We start from the raw sequence: 17,699 nt of genomic DNA on the forward strand, positions 1-17,699 counted from the left end.
AATCCGCGCGGCGCGGTCTATTGGTGTGGCTTTTTGGGGCAACGTGAGTATTTCAGGACGAAGTCTATTTTTGCTTGCGACGCTTGCGCTGGCATCGCCGGCATTTGCGCAGACCCAGCTCAACCAGACGTTCAATTCAGTCGGACCGTCTCCATCGACCGGCCAGCGCTTCGTTGTCGGCAGCGGGGACAGCCCGCCGAACGGCACTGTCACAGGTGCAGTGCAGTCGATCGTCACAAGCCCGACAGATCCGAACACCTGGTACATCGGAACGCCGGGTGGCGGCGTCTGGGTCACCCACAATGCCGGCACGACCTGGACGGCCCTGACCGACAATCAGGCATCCTTGTCCATCGCGAGTCTCGCGATTGATCCCACCAACGCAAATGCGCTCGTTGCCGGGACCGGGCTGACGGCCAACGGCACGCCCTGCCGCTTCAGCGGGAACAATTGCGACACTTCGAGCACTGGTGGCCTGCGCAACGGCCTGCTGTTTAGCACCAATGGGGGAACGCGTTGGACGTCCATCGGTGCGGCGACCTTTGCGGGGCAGACCGTCGACGCGGTGACGGTGCACGGCAGCACGATCCTGGCCGGGACCTACGAAACCAGCTTCTACTCGTCCAGCTTCCAGCGTACGGTCGGGGCGCTCTACATGAGCACAAACGGAGGCACCGGCTTCACCCAGATTTCGGGTACGGCCGGCACCGGGTTGCCCACTGGACCCGTGACATCGCTTGCGACTGATCCCGCCAATCCAAACAGAATCTATGCGGCCGTCGCCGCTCCAAGCCTGGCGAACACCGCTGCCGGCCTCGGCTCAACCGCCCTCTATGTGAGCAGTGATGGCGGAGCCACCTGGAGTGCGGTCTTCGCTGCCGCACAGGCGGCGGGCACGATCAACAATAATACCCAGACCAAGATCAAAGTCGCCACGGGCCCGGGTGGCGCGATCGCCGTAGCGGTCATTGATCTCGGCACCAATAAGCCGACCGGCCTGTTCTATTCGAGCAATTCGGGCACAAGCTGGTCATCGCTCGTCGTTCCCAACGTCAACGGCGGCGGCCAGGCGAACACAAACTTCGCGATCGCAATCGATCCGAACAACAATCGATTCGTCTATGTGTCCGGCGACAACAATTATTATAACAATGGCGGCATCAACGCTGTGGCGGCCTACCGCATCGACACCAACACGCCGGGGGTTGCGACAAGTCTTGGCGATGACAATGGTGTTGCCACCAACACATCCAATGGCTCGACCGTCCATCCGGATTCCCGCGCGATGGCCTTCGACGCTTCGGGCCGCCTGATTCTTTCGAGCGACGGCGGCATCTATGCGCGCTCGAGCCCGCAGACCACGACGGGGGCGTGGACCAGTCTCAACGGCAACCTTTCGGTTTCGCAGCCCTATTCCTTGGCCATCGATGCCAACAGCAAGTTGATTGCGATCGCCGCTCAGGACAACGGCGCGGCACTTCAGACGGCCCCCGGGAGCGGTGCCTACCGGCAACTCATCGGAGGTGATGGCGTCAATGCGGTCATGAACGATCGCACGCTGACCGGCCAGACCGCGCTCTACACAAACTATCAATATCTTGGTCAGCTCAATCGGCTGATCATTAATAGCGATGGAAGCGTTGCCAGTCCCGGCGCCGGACCCGCCGGCATTCCCGTCAGCTTCAATGTCGGCGTGAACGGACTCGGCTTCAACAGCCCGTTCGTGCTCAACAAAGCCGACCCGACTCGCATCGCAGTGGGAGGCAGCAACGTTTACGTGACCCAGGACACGCTCACCGGCGGCAATGGTGTCGGTGCCGCTGCAATCACCTTGAACCTGACCGATCTGGGCAACACTGGAGGCGCCGTCAGTGCAGTTGCCTTCGGAACCAGCGATAATCACGATGTCCTCGTTGCCGGCTCAACGTCAAACACGTTGTGGCTCTCGACGACGGCGGCCGCGGGGTCGCTCGTCCAGTTGACGGCCTACACCGGCGCCGGGCCCGCCTCGATTGTATTGGATCCGCGATCGCAGAATCGCTTCTACACGGCCGATTTCAGCCAGGTCTTCGGCACACAAAACCAGGGTACGACCTTCTCGAACCTCACCGCCAATCTGCCGGCTACGCTGATTACACCCAACGCGCTGGAGTTCATCTCCAGCAACGGCGTCAACGCGCTCCTGGTCGGCGGCCAGAGCAACGCCGCCAATGCACAGTCGACGATTGCGGTAGCCGACAGCGACGCCAGCGGCAATCTTTCGAATTGGCGACTGTTCGGCAACGGCCTGCCGAATTCGACCGTGTCACAGCTCACCTACAATCCAACCATCGATGCCCTTGCTGTTGCCACGTTCGGCCGCGGCGTGTTCGCACTCTATGATGTCACGAGCTATTTCGCGCAGGCCACCGTGCTTCAATTCGGTCTGGCCAACAACAACTCGATGCCGGATGCCTCCTTCCTGACCAACGGCACGGTCGGCAATCGGCCCCTGATCAAGTACGGAACCGGCACGCTGACGATAGCCGGCAATGCGACCTATACCGGCGGCACAACAATCAACGACGGCATCGTGCAAGTCGGCACCGGCGGAACGGCCGGCAGCATTCTCGGCAACGTGACGTTCTGCTCCAACGGCGCCGATCCACAATGCAATCCCGGCACCAACAAGGCGCTCGTCTTTGACCGGTCCGATCTCTATACGTTCGGCGGCTCCATCGCCGGAGCCGGCCAGGTCGCGCAGACAGGTTCGGGCGAGCTCGTTCTCGGCGGTAACAGCACCTACACCGGCCCGACCACTGTCTTCAGTGGCATCTTGAGTGTGTCGGGCTCGATTACATCGGCTGTGACCGTCAATTCCGGCGCCGCGTTGGGCGGCAGCGGATCGGTGGGTTCGACCACGATCATGGCCGGCGGAACGCTCGCGCCCGGGGATCCGAAGACACTCACCGTGAATGGCAATCTGGTCTTCAACCCGGGTTCGAACTACGTCGTCATGGTCCAGGGCGCGACATCGGATCGGACCAATGTCACGGGAACGGCCGCGCTGGCGGGCAACGGCCTTGCCGGTTTCCTTGGCGGTGCGCTCACCAACAACTACATCCTCCTCTCCGCAGCCGGCGGACGAACGGGCACCTTCGACACCTTCTCCACGCTGGGTCTGCCGGCATTCGTCACGGCAAGTCTCCTCTACACGCCGACGGATGTTGATCTGCGCCTCAATTCCGGCATCGCCAATCTCCCGGCGCTGACGCGAAATCAGCAATCGGTCGCCAACGCGCTCGATTTTTCGTTCAATAATGGCGGCGGCACGCTCGCCGGGCTCTTGGGCCTCACAGCGAACCAGATCCCCGGTGCGCTGACTTCGCTTTCGGGCGAAGGCGTCGCCGGCACGCAGGAGACGACGTTCGGCGCGAGCAACCTGTTCCTGTCCGTCATGATGGATCAGGGGCAGTTCTGGCGGAGCGGCGACCTCATCGATCCGAACGGCGTCACCTATCCGGCGGCAAACGGCTATGCGGCGGCGTTGCCCTACAAGGCCCCGCCGCTGAAAGCGCTGCCGGCCTACGAACCGCGCTGGCGCGGCTGGGTCGCGGGCTTCGACGGCACCTTCAAGCTCCGTGGCGATTCCCTCACCGGCAGCGCCGATCTGAGCCACGATACGGCCGGCGGAGCCGCAGGCATCGACTACCAGATTAATCCGAACCTGCTCGTCGGCGGCGCGGCCGGCGGAAGCTCTTCGCACTTCTCGGTCAGCGATCGCGCGACTAGCGGCAATATCGATGGCGCGCATCTCGGTCTTTATGGCGTCAGCCGCTTCCGGCAATTGTACGCGGCCGCTGCGTTCACGTTCGCGTCTTTTGACAACCAGACGAGCCGGACCGTGGCTGGCGTTGGACCCACCGAAATCGAATCCGGCAAGTTCAACAGCTATCTGTATGGCGGCCGCGTCGAGGCTGGCTTTGCGCAGCGGTTCGGCAAGTTCACCGTCACCCCATTCGCGGCGGTGCAGTTCTCCGAGATACGGCAGTCGGCCTTTAATGAGACCAACCCGGGCGGCTTGCTGGCTCTGAATTTTCAGGCGAAGTCGATCGACTCCTTCCCGACGTTCCTTGGCGCGCAGTTCGACACGCGCGTCTATCTCGCCAACGGCATGGCCTGGTCGCCCTATGGACGGTTGTCGTGGGTGCACGAGTTTGATCCCGTGCGCCGTGATACGGAGACGTTTGCGACGCTTCCGCTTGCGACCTTTACGGTCGATGGCGCACGCGCAGCCCATGACTCCGCCAGGGTCGACCTCGGCAGCAAGCTGCAAGTCAAGAAGAACGCCTGGCTCTTTGCCAACTTTCTCGGCGAGTTCTCGAATGTGAGCCAGATGTACGCTGGAAAGGCCGGGCTGCGGGTCGCCTGGTAGCTCCGCTTTGTAACCGCCGCCCAGCTCCCCGGCGTCCAGATTTCCCGCGGGCGAGCTCGAGGACAGAATGACGGCTCTTCGCCCGATTATCAAAGGCCTGCGTCGGGCCTCCGAAAGATGTCCGCGCCTTCGCGGAACGTGGCCTGGCACCGAGGCACCGTCCAAGACCTGCAACTTGAGCGTTGCCCAAATATCATGGTTGACAAGCATCTGTGACCACTTGGCCACCATGCAGCTCGATGGCGCGCGCGGCCATACCCTGCGGCGTGATGGGAGAGCTTCCAGATGAATGTTGTAGCCGGATAACGCGAGGCCGCCTCAATTGGCGGCCTCTCTCTATTTAACAGTGAACGATGCGGGCGGACCTTAGCTGCCGGGCGTCCAGGGCTGATAGTCGCCGGTCGCCTTGGGTCGGCGACCAGAGGCAAGCGTCGAGCCGGAAGGCCGGTAGGCGTCCGGCGTGCCCGTCATGTTGGGACGATGCGGCTTTTCCCACTCGCGGGGGACGTATTTGATCTCCGTCGGCGGCCTATCGACTACATGGTGGATCCAGCCGTGCCAGTCCGGAGGGATGCGGCTTGCCTCGGCGTAGCCATTATAGATGACCCAGCGCCGCTCGAAATGCAGCGTCGGATCGATCGCCCCGCCTTTGGTGCGATAATAGCGGTTGCCCTGCTCGTCCTCACCGACCAGCTCGCCGTAGAGCCGCGTCCACAATTGGGTGCCAAAGGTCTGGCTATTCCACCAGGTGAAGATCTTAAGGAAAAACTGTTTCATGCGGCTCGCCGGCTGATGCCCTGAGATTGTCCCCCTGATGCCATTCACACGCAGAATTGTCCAGTAACGTCGGGCGGCGCGCGGCAGGCTGGGGAACGTCTGACCTCACTTGAGGGTTTGACCCTCGACCCCGTTTCAGGATGGAGAGCAACATGACGCGTTCAAGACTTCTGGCGAGCGCTGCCGCGCTGGCCCTGCTGGTGGCGGTGCCCAGCGCCAGCTTCGCCCAAATGGTTCGCGGCGGCGGTGGTGGAAAAGTCGGCGCCGCTCCGATTGGCGGTGGTGGCGGCATGCGCATTGGCGGCGGTGGCGGCGGCGTGCCGGTTGGCGGAGGCGGCATGCGCGGCGGCGTGCCGGCCGCGCGGTTTGCGGCCGCTCCGAGCAGCGGCGCCTTCGTGGGCGGCGGTCAGCGCTTTGTAGGCGGCGGCGTGCCGGCCGCGCGAATTGCGGCGGCGCCGACGTTCAGCGGCGGCAACTTTGCCGGCCGCCCCGGCTGGAACGGTGGCTACTGGCATCATGGCCGCTTCCATCACCATCACTTCTTCCCCGGCTTCGTGGCCGGTGCGGTGGTTGGCGGCGCGATTGCCGACTCCTATGGCTATTATGACGAGCCCTACTACTACGGGCCGGACTATTACGCCGACAACAGCTACTACTACGACACAGGTCCCGAAGTCGCCGTGGCGCCGCAAGCGCCCGATGCAAGCTACTGCGCGCAGCGCTACAGGTCCTGGGATCCGGCTACCGGCACCTATCTCGGCTATGACGGCCGACGGCATCCCTGCCCGTAAGCAAAGCTGATCTTGAGCAAGTGAGAGCGGCGCAGTGCATCTGCGCCGCTCGTTTGCTTCGATGGCCCACTACGCCGGCGATATGTTGATTATCGTGCATTAGGTTTCATGCGGCACCTCATGTGGGCACTGTCCCTCACGCAAATTGACCGGCGGCGCGATTCCCCTATATCCAAAACCTTGTGAGCTCCGTCAGTGGGCCGCGATCAGTGCCGCCCCGTTCCATGGTCGATCAAGACCGACGGTTTGCCACTCCCGAAAAAAGCACAGACCTCTTGATGTTGCCGCAGCGTGTCATTCTTGGAGTCGGCCTTGCGGTTCTTCTCATCATCAGCGCGGCCTCGATCTCACTCGACATCAAGGCGCGATCCGACGCGGCCTGGGTCACGCACACGCTGGAAGTCATCAACAGGATCGCCGACGCCAGGCTTCTGCTGCAACGGGCCGAAAGCGCCTCGCGCGGTTTCGCCCTCAACGGCGGCAACAATTTCCTCGACGATTTCTTGCAGGTCCGCGACCGGATCGCGCCCGCCTTTGCGAAACTCAAGGAAAAGACCCGCGACAATCCCGTTGAGCTCAAGCTGGCCGAAAGCAGCGAGGAGGTGGCGAAGCAACGGCTCGCCATCGGCGCCGAACTGATCGAGCGCAAGAAGGCCGGTGACACCAACGGCATCGATGCGATGTTTGCGCGCGCGGAAGGCCGCGGGCTGATGCGGCAGCTCAACGACAATCTCGACCGCATGGTCATGAGCGAGGAAAAGCTGCTCGCGGCGCGCACGGCGACTTCGCAGCGGACCGGCGTCGTGCTGATATCCATCGATCTTGCCGGCGCGAGCCTGATCTTGCTTCTGGTCGCAGTGCTGCTCCGCGAGGGCCGCGAGCTCAAAGCCTCGCTCAATGCGTGGAAGGCCGCCAACCAGTCGCTGGAGGCGGCGGTGGCGGAGCGCACCGAGCATCTCACTGCCGCGCACGAGGAGCTGCGGCTGTCGACCTCGGTGCTCAAAAGCACCTTCCAGGGCATGGCCGAAGCCGTGCTGGTGATCGATCCCAGGGGCGAGATCCTGCTCTCCAACCCGGCGGCGGAAAAGATGCTGCGCTACAAGCCCGGCATGAACGTGCACGATCTGCGCGCGCTGAACACGGTGCTGAACGCCGACGGCGTCACGCCGATGCGGATCGAGGATTTTCCGGCACCGCGCGTGCTGCGGGGCGAGCAGTTCGACCAGGAGGAGATCATCGTCCGCCCGCTTAACGGCGCCGACCAGATCCATCTCGTCGTTTCCGGCCGGCCGCTCCGCGAAAAGGGCGGCGCGATCAAGGGCGCGGCGCTGGTCTATCACGACATCACCGCCTCGCGCGACACCGAGCGCAGGCTCCGGGAAGCGCAGAAGCTGGAGGCGATCGGCAAGCTGACCGGCGGCGTGGCGCATGACTTCAACAACATGCTGACCGTCATCACCGGCACCACGGAGATGCTGGTGGCCGGCTTGAAGGACCAGCCCGAGCTTGCCGCCGTCGCCCGCCTGATCGACGATGCCGCCGGGCGCTGCGGCGAGCTGATCAAGCACCTGCTCGCCTTTGCCCGCAGGCAGGCGCTGCAGCCGCATAATGTCGACATCAACAAGGCGGTGCTCGATATCGCGAAGCTCATTCGCCCGACGCTGGGCCAGCAGATCGAGATCGCGACCGTGCTCGGCAAGGACGTCAAGGCCGCTCACATCGATCCCTCGCAACTTGCCAATGCCGTGCTCAACATGGCGATCAACGCGCGCGACGCGATGCCCGAGGGCGGCAGGCTCCTGCTCGAGACCGGCAATGTCGTGCTGGGCGAGGCCGACGCCGCCGCCAATCCCGACATTGAGCCGGGCGCCTATGTGATGCTCGCAATCTCGGACACCGGCAGCGGCATGCCGACCGAGGTGCGCGATCGCGTGTTCGAGCCGTTCTTCACCACCAAGGAGGTCGGCAAGGGCACCGGACTTGGGCTGTCGATGGTCTATGGCTTCGTCAAACAGTCCGGCGGCCACATCCGCGTCGAGAGCGAGGAAGGCGTCGGCACCACGATCCGGCTCTATCTGCCGCCTGCGAAGGAGCAACCTGAGGCGATGGCGGCAGGCCAAGCCGCGACGGCGGGCGGCTCCGAGACCATCCTCGTCGTCGAGGACGACGCGCTGGTCCGCAATTTCGTGACCACGCAGCTCAAGAGCCTCGGCTACCGGACGATCTCCGCCAATGACGGCCGCGCCGCGATGGCGATCGTCGCGCGTGGCGAGCCGTTCGATCTCCTGTTCACCGACGTGATCATGCCGGGCGGCTTGAGCGGCCGCGCGCTCGCCGAGGCGATCGGAAAACAGCGGCCGAACCTGAAGGTGCTCTACACCTCGGGCTACACCGACAGCGCCGTCGTCCACGACGGCCGGCTCGATGACGGCGTGCGGCTCCTGACAAAGCCCTACCGCAAGCAAGAGCTCGCCGAGATGGTGCGCCAGGCGCTGGGTGGCGGCACAAAGTAGTTTCACCTCGCCCCGCTCTTGCGGGGAGAGGTGACTCGTTGCTCGATTCGGCCGCGCGGCGGCCACCTTCCCGGCTTGCCTGCCTCACGACTCCCGTACCCCTACGTGAGTCCCGAAAAGGCAATGGCGGGGGTGGAAAAAATTCCTCGGCTGTGAACAGCGGGCGAAGCGGAAATCCACACGCCAAGAGTCAATTTTTTCGGTTGGGATTCCCTGAGGACTCACTGATACTTGGCCCCATCACAGGGTCGCGACTGCCCCCTGTTATCCCGCCCTGTCCACCATATTTAGTATTTGATTCAGGAACTCGCACTAATCCTTGACGGGCGTAACGGAGTCGTCCTAGCTTTCGACCTGTTCGGCGCGAGTGAGTTTGGGTCCCGCCGGTCGCTCCCAAAAGGGCTCCTGAATTGATCACTCTGCCAAGCCGGTTTGGCCGCGGAGGGAGGGTTTGTCTGCCCGGATTTTGAGGGGGTTCCGGGACGCAAAACGGGCCGAAGTGCTCGTGGTGTAGCAACTTCACACTGGTGCAAATCGGCACCTGCATGAAGTGCGAAATGTTGCGTTGGGGCGTTGAGCGCATGGTCTTTGAACCCGAGGGGGAGCAATCCGAAAGGAAAGTTCCTTGGGGTGGGCTCGAGGGGCATGCCGGGACGAGATCGATCCCATCAAGGGTCGACCCACGTCTTGAGAGAAACAGGGCCGGATCCACCGGCTTGAACATGCGAACGCAACTAACCCGCTGGCTACTTAAAGCCGGCGGATCGGGAGGTTCGCTCTAGGAAACAACAATAGCCGCGCCGCGGTCGAGCGGTTGCGGTCAAGAACGTACGGGGCACGACCAATGCGAATCGAACGTCGCAACACCACATCCGGCCAGTCACCCTATGCAGGGATTGATTTCAGATTGACGACATCCGAGATCAAGAACCCTGACGGGTCGGTGGTTTTTCGTCTCGATAATGTCGAGGTCCCCGAAGGCTGGTCGCAGGTCGCCAGCGACGTGCTGGCGCAGAAATATTTCCGTAAAGCCGGCGTGGCCGCGCGCCTGAAGAAGGACGAGGAAGAGACCGTCCCCTCCTGGCTGTGGCGCTCCGTGCCGGATGCCGAGGCGCTCAGCGCGCTGCCTGAGAACGAGCGCTATATCGGCGAGCACTCCTCGAAACAGGTGTTCGATCGCCTCGCCGGCTGCTGGACCTATTGGGGCTGGAAGGGCGGCTACTTCTCTTCGGAAGAAGACGCCTCCGCCTTCCATGACGAGCTGCGCTACCAGCTCGCGATGCAGATGGTCGCGCCGAACTCGCCGCAATGGTTCAACACCGGGCTCCATTGGGCCTACGGCATCGACGGCCCCGGCCAGGGCCACTATTACGTCGAATGGAAAACCGGCAAGCTCGTGAAGTCGAAATCGGCCTACGAGCATCCGCAGCCGCATGCCTGCTTCATCCAGGGCATCGAGGACGACCTCGTCAACGAGGGCGGCATCATGGACCTCTGGGTGCGCGAGGCGCGCCTGTTCAAATATGGCTCGGGCACCGGCTCGAATTTCTCGCGGCTGCGCGGTGAAGGCGAACGCCTCTCCGGCGGCGGCCGCTCGTCCGGCCTGATGAGCTTCCTCAAGATCGGCGACCGCGCCGCCGGCGCGATCAAGTCGGGCGGCACCACGCGCCGCGCGGCCAAGATGGTGGTGGTCGACGTGGATCACCCCGACATCGAGACCTATATCGACTGGAAGGTGAAGGAGGAGCAGAAGGTCGCAGCCCTCGTCACCGGCTCCAAGATCAACCAGAAGCATCTGAAAGCCGTGATGAAGGCCTGCGTGAACTGCGAAGGCTCCGGCGACGATTGCTTTGACCCAGAGAAGAACCCGGCGCTCCGCCGCGAAATAAAACTCGCGCGCCGCAACCTCGTGCCCGACAACTACATCAAGCGGGTGATCCAGTTTGCCAAACAAGGCTACAAGGACATCCAGTTCGACACCTATGACACCGACTGGGATTCGGAAGCCTACCTCACCGTCTCGGGGCAGAACTCCAACAACTCGGTATCGCTGAAGGACGACTTCCTCCGCGCGGTCGAGACCGACGGCGAGTGGAAGCTGATCGGCCGCACCACCAAGAAGGTGACGAAGACGCTTCGCGCGCGCGACCTCTGGGAGAAGATCGGCTACGCCGCCTGGGCCAGCGCCGATCCCGGCCTGCACTTCAACACCACGATGAACGACTGGCACACCTGCAAGGCGTCCGGCGACATCCGCGCCTCCAATCCGTGCTCGGAATACATGTTCCTGGACGACACGGCGTGCAATCTCGCCTCCGCCAACCTGCTCACCTTCTACACCCCCTCCCTTCCCTCCCCCGCAAGCGGGGGAGGGTTGGGTGGGGGCCGCTTCGACGCCGACGCCTACGAGCATCTCTGCCGGCTCTGGACGCTGGTGCTCGAAATCTCCGTGATGATGGCGCAGTTCCCATCGAAGGCGATCGCCGAGCTCTCCTACGAGTTCCGCACGCTGGGGCTGGGCTTCGCCAACATCGGCGGTCTGTTGATGACCATGGGCTTGCCCTATGACTCCAAGGAAGGCCGCTCGCTCTGCGGCGCGCTGACCGCGATCATGACCGGCGTCGCCTACAAGACCTCGGCCGAGATGGCGGCAGAACTTGGCACCTTCCCCGGCTACAAGAAGAACGCGGCGCACATGCTGCGGGTGATCCGCAACCACCGCCGCGCCGCGCATGGCAACAGCAGCGGTTACGAGGCGCTTAGCGTCAACCCGGTGCCGCTCGACCATGCCTCCTGCCCGCAGGCCGACCTGATCGCGCATGCCACGAAGGCCTGGGACGACGCGCTCGCCCTCGGCGAGCAGAACGGCTACCGCAATGCGCAGACGACGGTGGTGGCGCCGACCGGCACCATCGGCCTCGTCATGGATTGCGACACCACCGGCATCGAGCCCGACTTCGCGCTGGTGAAGTTCAAGAAGCTCGCCGGCGGCGGCTACTTCAAGATCATCAACCGCGCCGTTCCCGAGGCGCTGCGCGCGCTCGGCTATCGCGAGAGCGAGATCGCGGAGATCGAGGCCTATGCCGTCGGCCACGGCTCGCTGTCCAACGCGCCCGGCATCAATGCTTCGACGCTGAAGGCCAAGGGCTTTACCGACGAAGCGATCGCGAAGGTCGAGAAGGCGCTGCCGACGGCCTTCGACATCAAGTTCGCCTTCAACAAGTGGACCTTTGGCGAGGACTTCATCCGCGACCAGCTCGGCATCGGCGCCGAGGCGCTGGCTGCTCCGAATTTCGACCTGCTCGCCGCGGTCGGTTTCACCAGGCGCGAGATCGAGGCCGCCAACGTGCACATCTGCGGCGCGATGACGGTCGAGGGCGCGCCGCATCTCAAGGCCGAGCACTATCCGGTGTTCGACTGCGCCAACCCCTGCGGCAAGATCGGCAAGCGCTACCTCTCGGTCGAGAGCCACATCCGCATGATGGCGGCCTCGCAGCCGTTCATCTCGGGTGCGATCTCCAAGACCATCAACATGCCGAACGACGCCACGGTGGAGGATTGCAAGTCCGCCTACCTGCTCTCCTGGAAGCTCGCGCTGAAGGCCAACGCGCTCTACCGCGACGGCTCGAAACTGTCCCAGCCGCTCAACTCGCAGCTCATCGCCGACGATGAGGACGAGGACGATGCGGTCGAGGCGCTCTACGAGAAGCCGATGGCGGCGCGCGCCGCGCAGGTCTCGGAGAAGATCGTCGAGAAGCTGGTCGAGCGCATCGTCGTGATGCGCGAGCGCGAGAAGATGCCGGATCGCCGCAAGGGTTACACCCAGAAGGCGGTGGTCGGCGGGCATAAGGTGTATCTGCGAACCGGCGAATATGACGACGGCCGGCTCGGCGAGATCTTCATCGACATGCACAAGGAAGGCGCGGCGCTGCGCTCCTTCATCAACAACTTCGCGATCGCGGTCTCGCTCGGCCTGCAATACGGCGTGCCGCTCGACGAATATGTCGACGCCTTCACCTTCACCCGCTTCGAGCCGGCGGGCCCCGTGCAGGGCAACGACTCGATCAAGTACGCGACCTCGATCCTCGACTATGTCTTCCGCGAGCTTGCGGTGAGCTACATGTCGCGCTTCGACCTCGCCCATGTCGATCCGAACGAGAGCGGCTTCGACGCGCTCGGCAAGGGCGTCGCGGAAGGCAAGGAGCCGGACGAGGGCCAGGCCGGCCCCGCGCAGGCGACCAAGTATCTATCGAAGGGCCTCACCCGCTCGCGCACGGACAATCTTGTGGTGATGCGCGGCGCCAACGTTCCCTCCCCCAATGAGGGTCAGGGAGGGGGGGGCAGGGTCACCGCTCTCCATGGTCAGGGCGCGCAAGGCCGCGTCTCCGACACCATCGAAGGCGCCGTCGCGCTGAAGCAGGAAACAAGCCACGACCTCTCGCCGACCGAGAAGCTCGCGGCCATGCAGTGGAGCAAGGCCGGCAGCGCCGGCGCGATGTCAAGCAAAGCCGAACGCCGCGCCGAAGCCAGAGCCAAAGGCTACGAAGGCGAGATGTGCTCGGAGTGCGGGAATTTCACGCTGGTCCGGAACGGCACCTGCATGAAGTGCGATACGTGTGGGAGCACGACGGGGTGTTCGTGAGGTAGGCGAAGGAAGATGATTAATAACGGCCGGCGTTTTTGAGAGAATGGTCTGATGGCAGACAATCCGTTCGACTTGAAAAACGCCGGCCTGTTGAGCGCGCTAGGCCACACGCCGCGCGGTCTATTGGACCTCATTTCTACGGCGTCAACGCCTCCTTCGAGCCCCACAACCGATACGCTTTCCGGCTTGTTGAGTGCAGTGGTTCCGGCGGTCAACGCCAACCCATATTCGTTGCCCTTCGGATTTATCGGCCCCTCTGAAAGATCGGCCTCCTTTCCACCTCCTCCCATTCAACCTGTTACTGCTCTTGGCAAGGTGATCGCGTCCCAACCTCCGTCCTTGGCGTCACCATCACCACTGGCGCGCGCTTTCGGTTCACTTGCCGACAGCGTAGCGCCACCCACAAGGCCAGCGCCGCCCTATGAACCGGCCCCGGTCAAGCGGAAGGGATTCTTCTCCTTCCACTACGCGGACATCATCCGGGTCAATAACGTACGCAACGCCTGGAAGATCGATTGCCCCGGTCGAGAAGATAATCGCCAGTTCTATGATCGCAGCCTGTGGGAGTCCGTGCAGCGCAAGAACCCCGAAGGGCTAAAGGACCTGATCCGCCAAGGCATGGAGCACGCTTCTGTGGTCTGCGTTCTGGTGGGGGCCGAAACGTGGAGCCGACCATGGGTTAGATACGAGATCGCCCGCTCAGTGATTGACAAGAAAGGTCTGCTCGCAGTCCATATAAACGGCCTGCGCCATCATCAGCGATTGACCTCAGACGCGCATGGTGACAACCCGCTCGACTTCATCGGCGTGGGCTGCCCCGAGCGGGGTACTTACTACCTATATGAGCGTGTGGGGCAGTACGTGCTGCAATACGGTCAGGTCGTCTGGCAGGGGAAATGGCAAAAGTACAGCAAGTTCATCAACCCCGTACCGGTACCGAAGTACATGCAGGCGCCCGTTGAGGGCGAGGTTGTACCCTTATCGGCTGTCACTTCCATCTACGACTACGTCGGACAGCAGGGACATAAGAACATCGGCCTCTGGATCGATGCCGCCGCTCTGCGCGCAGGTCGCTGAGATCGGCGTGAAGGGTGAAGCTCCTATTGTCCTGTCCTGAACCAGAGCCCTCTAGCCCGTATGGCGGACTAGTTGGCCGGGTCCGCCATTTGTTTAAGTCCGATCGGCGGGTGCGAAGCTCCAGCGGAGGAACCTTTGGAACGAACCAAGGGAATCAAAGTTGGCTGTTAGCGCCTTCGAATGTAGCGTAAATTCAGGCAACGAATTGTCGCCCGACATTCGGGAAATCATCAATGGTCAGGACGAGACCCGAACGTCTTCCTCCAGGCAAAGAGCGGTTGGGCTTGGCACTCATGGCCATCCTAAGCCTTGCCGCTATTGCTGCGGCTGGCGGAATCGCGGGTTACCTCCTAGGACCACCCAAGGCGTTCTTTTCGATAGTATTTGCCATGCTAGCGTGGCTTGCAGGCGGTTGGTTCCTTGGGGGATGGCGCGCCGAAATGGCTGGGCTGGCCGCGCTTACGGCCGCTCTGATGGCATCCGAAGGGACTTATGCCATCGCAGTCATGTTCTGCTGCATGGCGTTCCTATTTTTATTCGCCGATATTGCGCCGCGTAGGAGTCGGCTGCGTTCAGAGCGCTTCAATTGAGGCTCCTGCGCCTTGAGCGATTGCAACTGGCGATCATTTCGCTTGAGCTAGATCGACGACAAGGGTGCGCTTAAGCCACAATGTGCTGCAAGAAAGCTTCGGCGCATATTTCCGGCATATCGAAGTAAACATGTCCTGCACGCAAGCTCCTTCATAACTTCCGATGACCGAAAACTTCTTCGCCGGCTCATTGATGACAATCGTGGCCTGCGTATCGCCCTGAAACTTATCCCGCAGCGTTTGCAATTCGACGCCATCAGAGGGCGAATCCCAAGCTACAGAGTAACTGTCCTTAAAGCCGTCGTAGCCTTTGGATATGAAGTACACAATGACGACGACCGCGCCCACAATCAGCACGACCCTCACCAAGGGTCCTCTTAGTGTAAGGCCTTTCGCCTCAACTTCCCCGTCTCCCGATCCCGCCTGTTCCCCATCTCCCGATCCCGCCAGCTGCGCCTGCGGCATACCTACAAGTTTGATAAGAAGCACTAGCGCGCCGACAAAGAGCAAGACCCCGATGCCAATTAGGATCAAGAAGCCCCAACCCCACTCCAGAAACAGACATCCCGTGAACTGAGCCAACTTACTGCTCCCCGGGCATATAGCTTGTGATCAACTCACCAGCAGGGTCATTGACTACCACGTACCCCTTACCAACCTCGAACTTCGTTTCCCCCATGTTGGTCGAGAACGAGTCTTTTTTTCCCACAAAGACCTGACTCACATCAGTCGCGTATTTGTCCAAGAATCCCGTAATCGCTGCATCCATTCGCTTAGTACCTGCAAGGGTGGCTGAGTCCTGCGGACCACGAAAATAAGCGCCGCGCATGAAAATGGGGAGCGCTGCGCTAAGGAATTGAGGGTTCGCCAAGGCGCCCCTGTCGTTCTTCTCGAGCAACTCCAGATAGGTTCTAAGTATGTCGATAATCTTGGTTTGGTAATCTGGAGGTGCGCCCAAAACGCTTCGTGCAACATTCGGATCGGTACCAAGCCCGCCGAACGAAATTTCGCACGACGTCCTCGCTCTCCTTACGAAGGCAGAACATGCAGCCTTTGTGCCGAATGCCTCCCATTTGGGATCGGCAAACTTGCATTCACATTGCTTTTCCTGTCCGAAGGCAGGTGCCGGTTGGACCAAGGCCAGCGAGCAACCAAGGAAAAGAAACGAAAGACCTGTGCGCTGAGCACTGAAAGCGGTTTTCAACCGACTACGCCAGTATAGCCGCCCGAATCTTCGCCTCTTCGAACTGCCGAAGCATGCCATTTTCTTCCCCTCCCATTTCTCGAAACAACCAATGGTAGCGCAGACGTTTGTGTACGTCGAGCCCGCTTGCGCTCCTCGCGCTGACGAACCTCGCCTACCAGGTGATCCGCAATCTCCGGAGCCGTGAATGCACGGTATTCAAACAGCCGTTTGGTGATGAGTGTCACAGGATGGGCCAGGGCATTGGGGTAGCAGCGAATGTGTCGGCGGAATGGTCCGCCACTCTAGCTGGAGACTGATGCCATGAGTGTCGCAGAGAATGCCCAAATGCGTGAAACTACGACCGGCTCTGCAGACCCTAATATCTGGGGCCCTTTCGCAGCGGGCGCGGCAGGTGTTTTATTTAGCTTTCTAAGCATAGCCTTGGTCGCTTGATTGGATTGCAAGTTCACCTGCACGGCCCGCGGTGGAAACCGATCACGGCGCCGATCTCGGCTCTGGCGTGAAGCAGTAGGCGGACTGCTGTTAAACGTAATTCCAGGGCAGCACTGCTTCCAGTTGGTGGGCGGAGCTGTTTGTCTTTGTTGGCAACGCGCTCGACAACGAGCCGGCCGAGACGCGAGGAGCGTAACCCGCCACTCACATATGAAAGGTCGGCGGGTTATGCCTCCGTCGTCGCTCGTCGATAAGCTACTTGCGGACGAGTCGCTTCCCCCACCCGCTTGCTGTTCCGGATTTTGACTGGTTCCCGGAACTTGCGTGCCCGATCACATCGGTTTGAGAAGCCGCGCGGAACATCCGACGGTTCTCCGTGCTTGCCCCGGTCACAAATCACAGAAAAGGGAGAGCGTCCAATGACGAGACTGAACACTGCAAGTCTTGCCATCCTAGGCACCGCGGCCATTGCCGCCTCCATGCTCGCGAGCCCGGCGATGGCCGAAGGTACGATGGCCAAGGGTACAATGGCCAAGCATGCGAAGTACACTCAGGCCCAGACCAAGGGATCTCAAACGCTCGCCAAAGGCCAGCGTCACGCGACTTACCGCAGCGAGCGGATCCGTAACGCCAATGCGGCCGTGCCGAGTGGGAGAGAGTATTATCGCAGGCCTGCCGGACCCGGTGAGGTGGCGGGCGATGTCGTGGGCGGCGCCGTCGCGACCGCGGGGGCGATCGCAACTGCCCCCTTCCGAGCCTTCGACAACAACAGCTACTACGACAACAGCTATAACAACTACTATGGCTACGGCTATGGCGGCCACGACTGGAAGACCTACGCCAGCCGCAACAACCTTGCCTGCACGCCCGGCGCTACGTTCAAGGGACCGGACGGCCGGCAACATCCCTGCCAGTAATTCCTTTCGACACGAAGAAGGAAAAAAGGCGGCCCGAGCGGCCGCCTTTTCTTTGCAGGGGTGCGCGCTGGCTACGACACTTCGCGAGCCCGAAGCTCGTAGCAAGTAAGGCGGATTAGATTAGCCGACCGCGTCCGCCGTAGCTCAACGAGCGAAGGCGGAAGGCGTAATCCGCCCTTTTGTTGATGATGATCGGCGGGTTACGCTGGCGCTAATCTTACTGCGTCATGGGCGTCTACGTCTGTTCGATGCTGCGCGGGCGCCGCAGCACGGACATTGCGGCAAGGTTTTGATGAGGGCTTTGATCAGGCGGGCGCGCATGGTTGCGATCGAGCT

Annotated in this window: 9 protein-coding genes; 6 read left to right on the forward strand and 3 right to left on the reverse strand. The window is 62.0% G+C overall.

The annotated features are described in order from the left end of the window. Positions 1–70 precede the first annotated feature (70 nt). On the forward strand, positions 71–4,414 hold the full coding sequence (locus tag VKR55_RS10920) for an autotransporter domain-containing protein (RefSeq protein ID WP_324402744.1): 4,344 nt from the start codon (positions 71–73) through the stop codon (positions 4,412–4,414). 366 nt (positions 4,415–4,780) lie between these two features. On the opposite strand, the gene VKR55_RS10925 is transcribed toward VKR55_RS10920, so the two are convergent. Beyond that, a complete protein-coding gene (locus VKR55_RS10925) occupies positions 4,781–5,191 on the reverse strand; it encodes an NADH:ubiquinone oxidoreductase subunit NDUFA12 (protein WP_324402746.1) in 411 nt (136 codons plus the stop codon). A gap of 152 nt (positions 5,192–5,343) precedes the next feature. Between VKR55_RS10925 and VKR55_RS10930 the strand changes: the two genes are divergently transcribed. From VKR55_RS10930 to VKR55_RS10945, 4 genes are all read left to right on the forward strand, one after another. Continuing rightward, complete coding sequence (locus VKR55_RS10930; RefSeq protein ID WP_324402748.1) at positions 5,344–5,982, forward strand: BA14K family protein; 639 nt, start codon at positions 5,344–5,346, stop codon at positions 5,980–5,982. Between the two features lie 278 nt (positions 5,983–6,260). After that, a complete protein-coding gene (locus tag VKR55_RS10935; RefSeq protein ID WP_324402750.1) occupies positions 6,261–8,495 on the forward strand; it encodes a CHASE3 domain-containing protein in 2,235 nt (744 codons plus the stop codon). A gap of 844 nt (positions 8,496–9,339) precedes the next feature. Beyond that, the gene (locus tag VKR55_RS10940; RefSeq protein WP_324402752.1) at positions 9,340–13,137 is read left to right on the forward strand and encodes a vitamin B12-dependent ribonucleotide reductase; all 3,798 of its coding nucleotides are present in this window, start codon (positions 9,340–9,342) and stop codon (positions 13,135–13,137) included. A 54-nt stretch (positions 13,138–13,191) separates the two neighbouring features. Next, positions 13,192–14,217 (forward strand): TIR domain-containing protein, encoded by a 1,026-nt coding sequence (locus VKR55_RS10945; protein WP_324402754.1) that lies wholly within the window; start codon positions 13,192–13,194, stop codon positions 14,215–14,217. Positions 14,218–14,840: 623 nt separating this feature from the next. Here VKR55_RS10945 and VKR55_RS10950 read toward each other — a convergent pair. Both VKR55_RS10950 and VKR55_RS10955 read right to left on the reverse strand, forming a co-directional pair. After that, positions 14,841–15,389: a hypothetical protein gene (locus VKR55_RS10950; RefSeq protein ID WP_324402756.1), complete on the reverse strand. Its 549-nt coding sequence runs from the start codon at positions 15,387–15,389 to the stop codon at positions 14,841–14,843. A gap of 1 nt (position 15,390) precedes the next feature. Next, entirely contained in the window at positions 15,391–16,011 is a 621-nt protein-coding gene (locus VKR55_RS10955; protein ID WP_324402758.1) for a hypothetical protein, read from the reverse strand. A gap of 854 nt (positions 16,012–16,865) precedes the next feature. Between VKR55_RS10955 and VKR55_RS10960 the strand changes: the two genes are divergently transcribed. Continuing rightward, positions 16,866–17,363, forward strand: coding sequence for a hypothetical protein (locus VKR55_RS10960; RefSeq protein WP_324402760.1), 498 nt, complete (start codon positions 16,866–16,868; stop codon positions 17,361–17,363). The last annotated feature ends 336 nt before the right edge of the window (positions 17,364–17,699 follow it).

The sequence above is a fragment of the Bradyrhizobium sp. genome (assembly GCF_035309285.1).
In the GTDB taxonomy this organism is placed as follows: domain Bacteria; phylum Pseudomonadota; class Alphaproteobacteria; order Rhizobiales; family Xanthobacteraceae; genus Bradyrhizobium.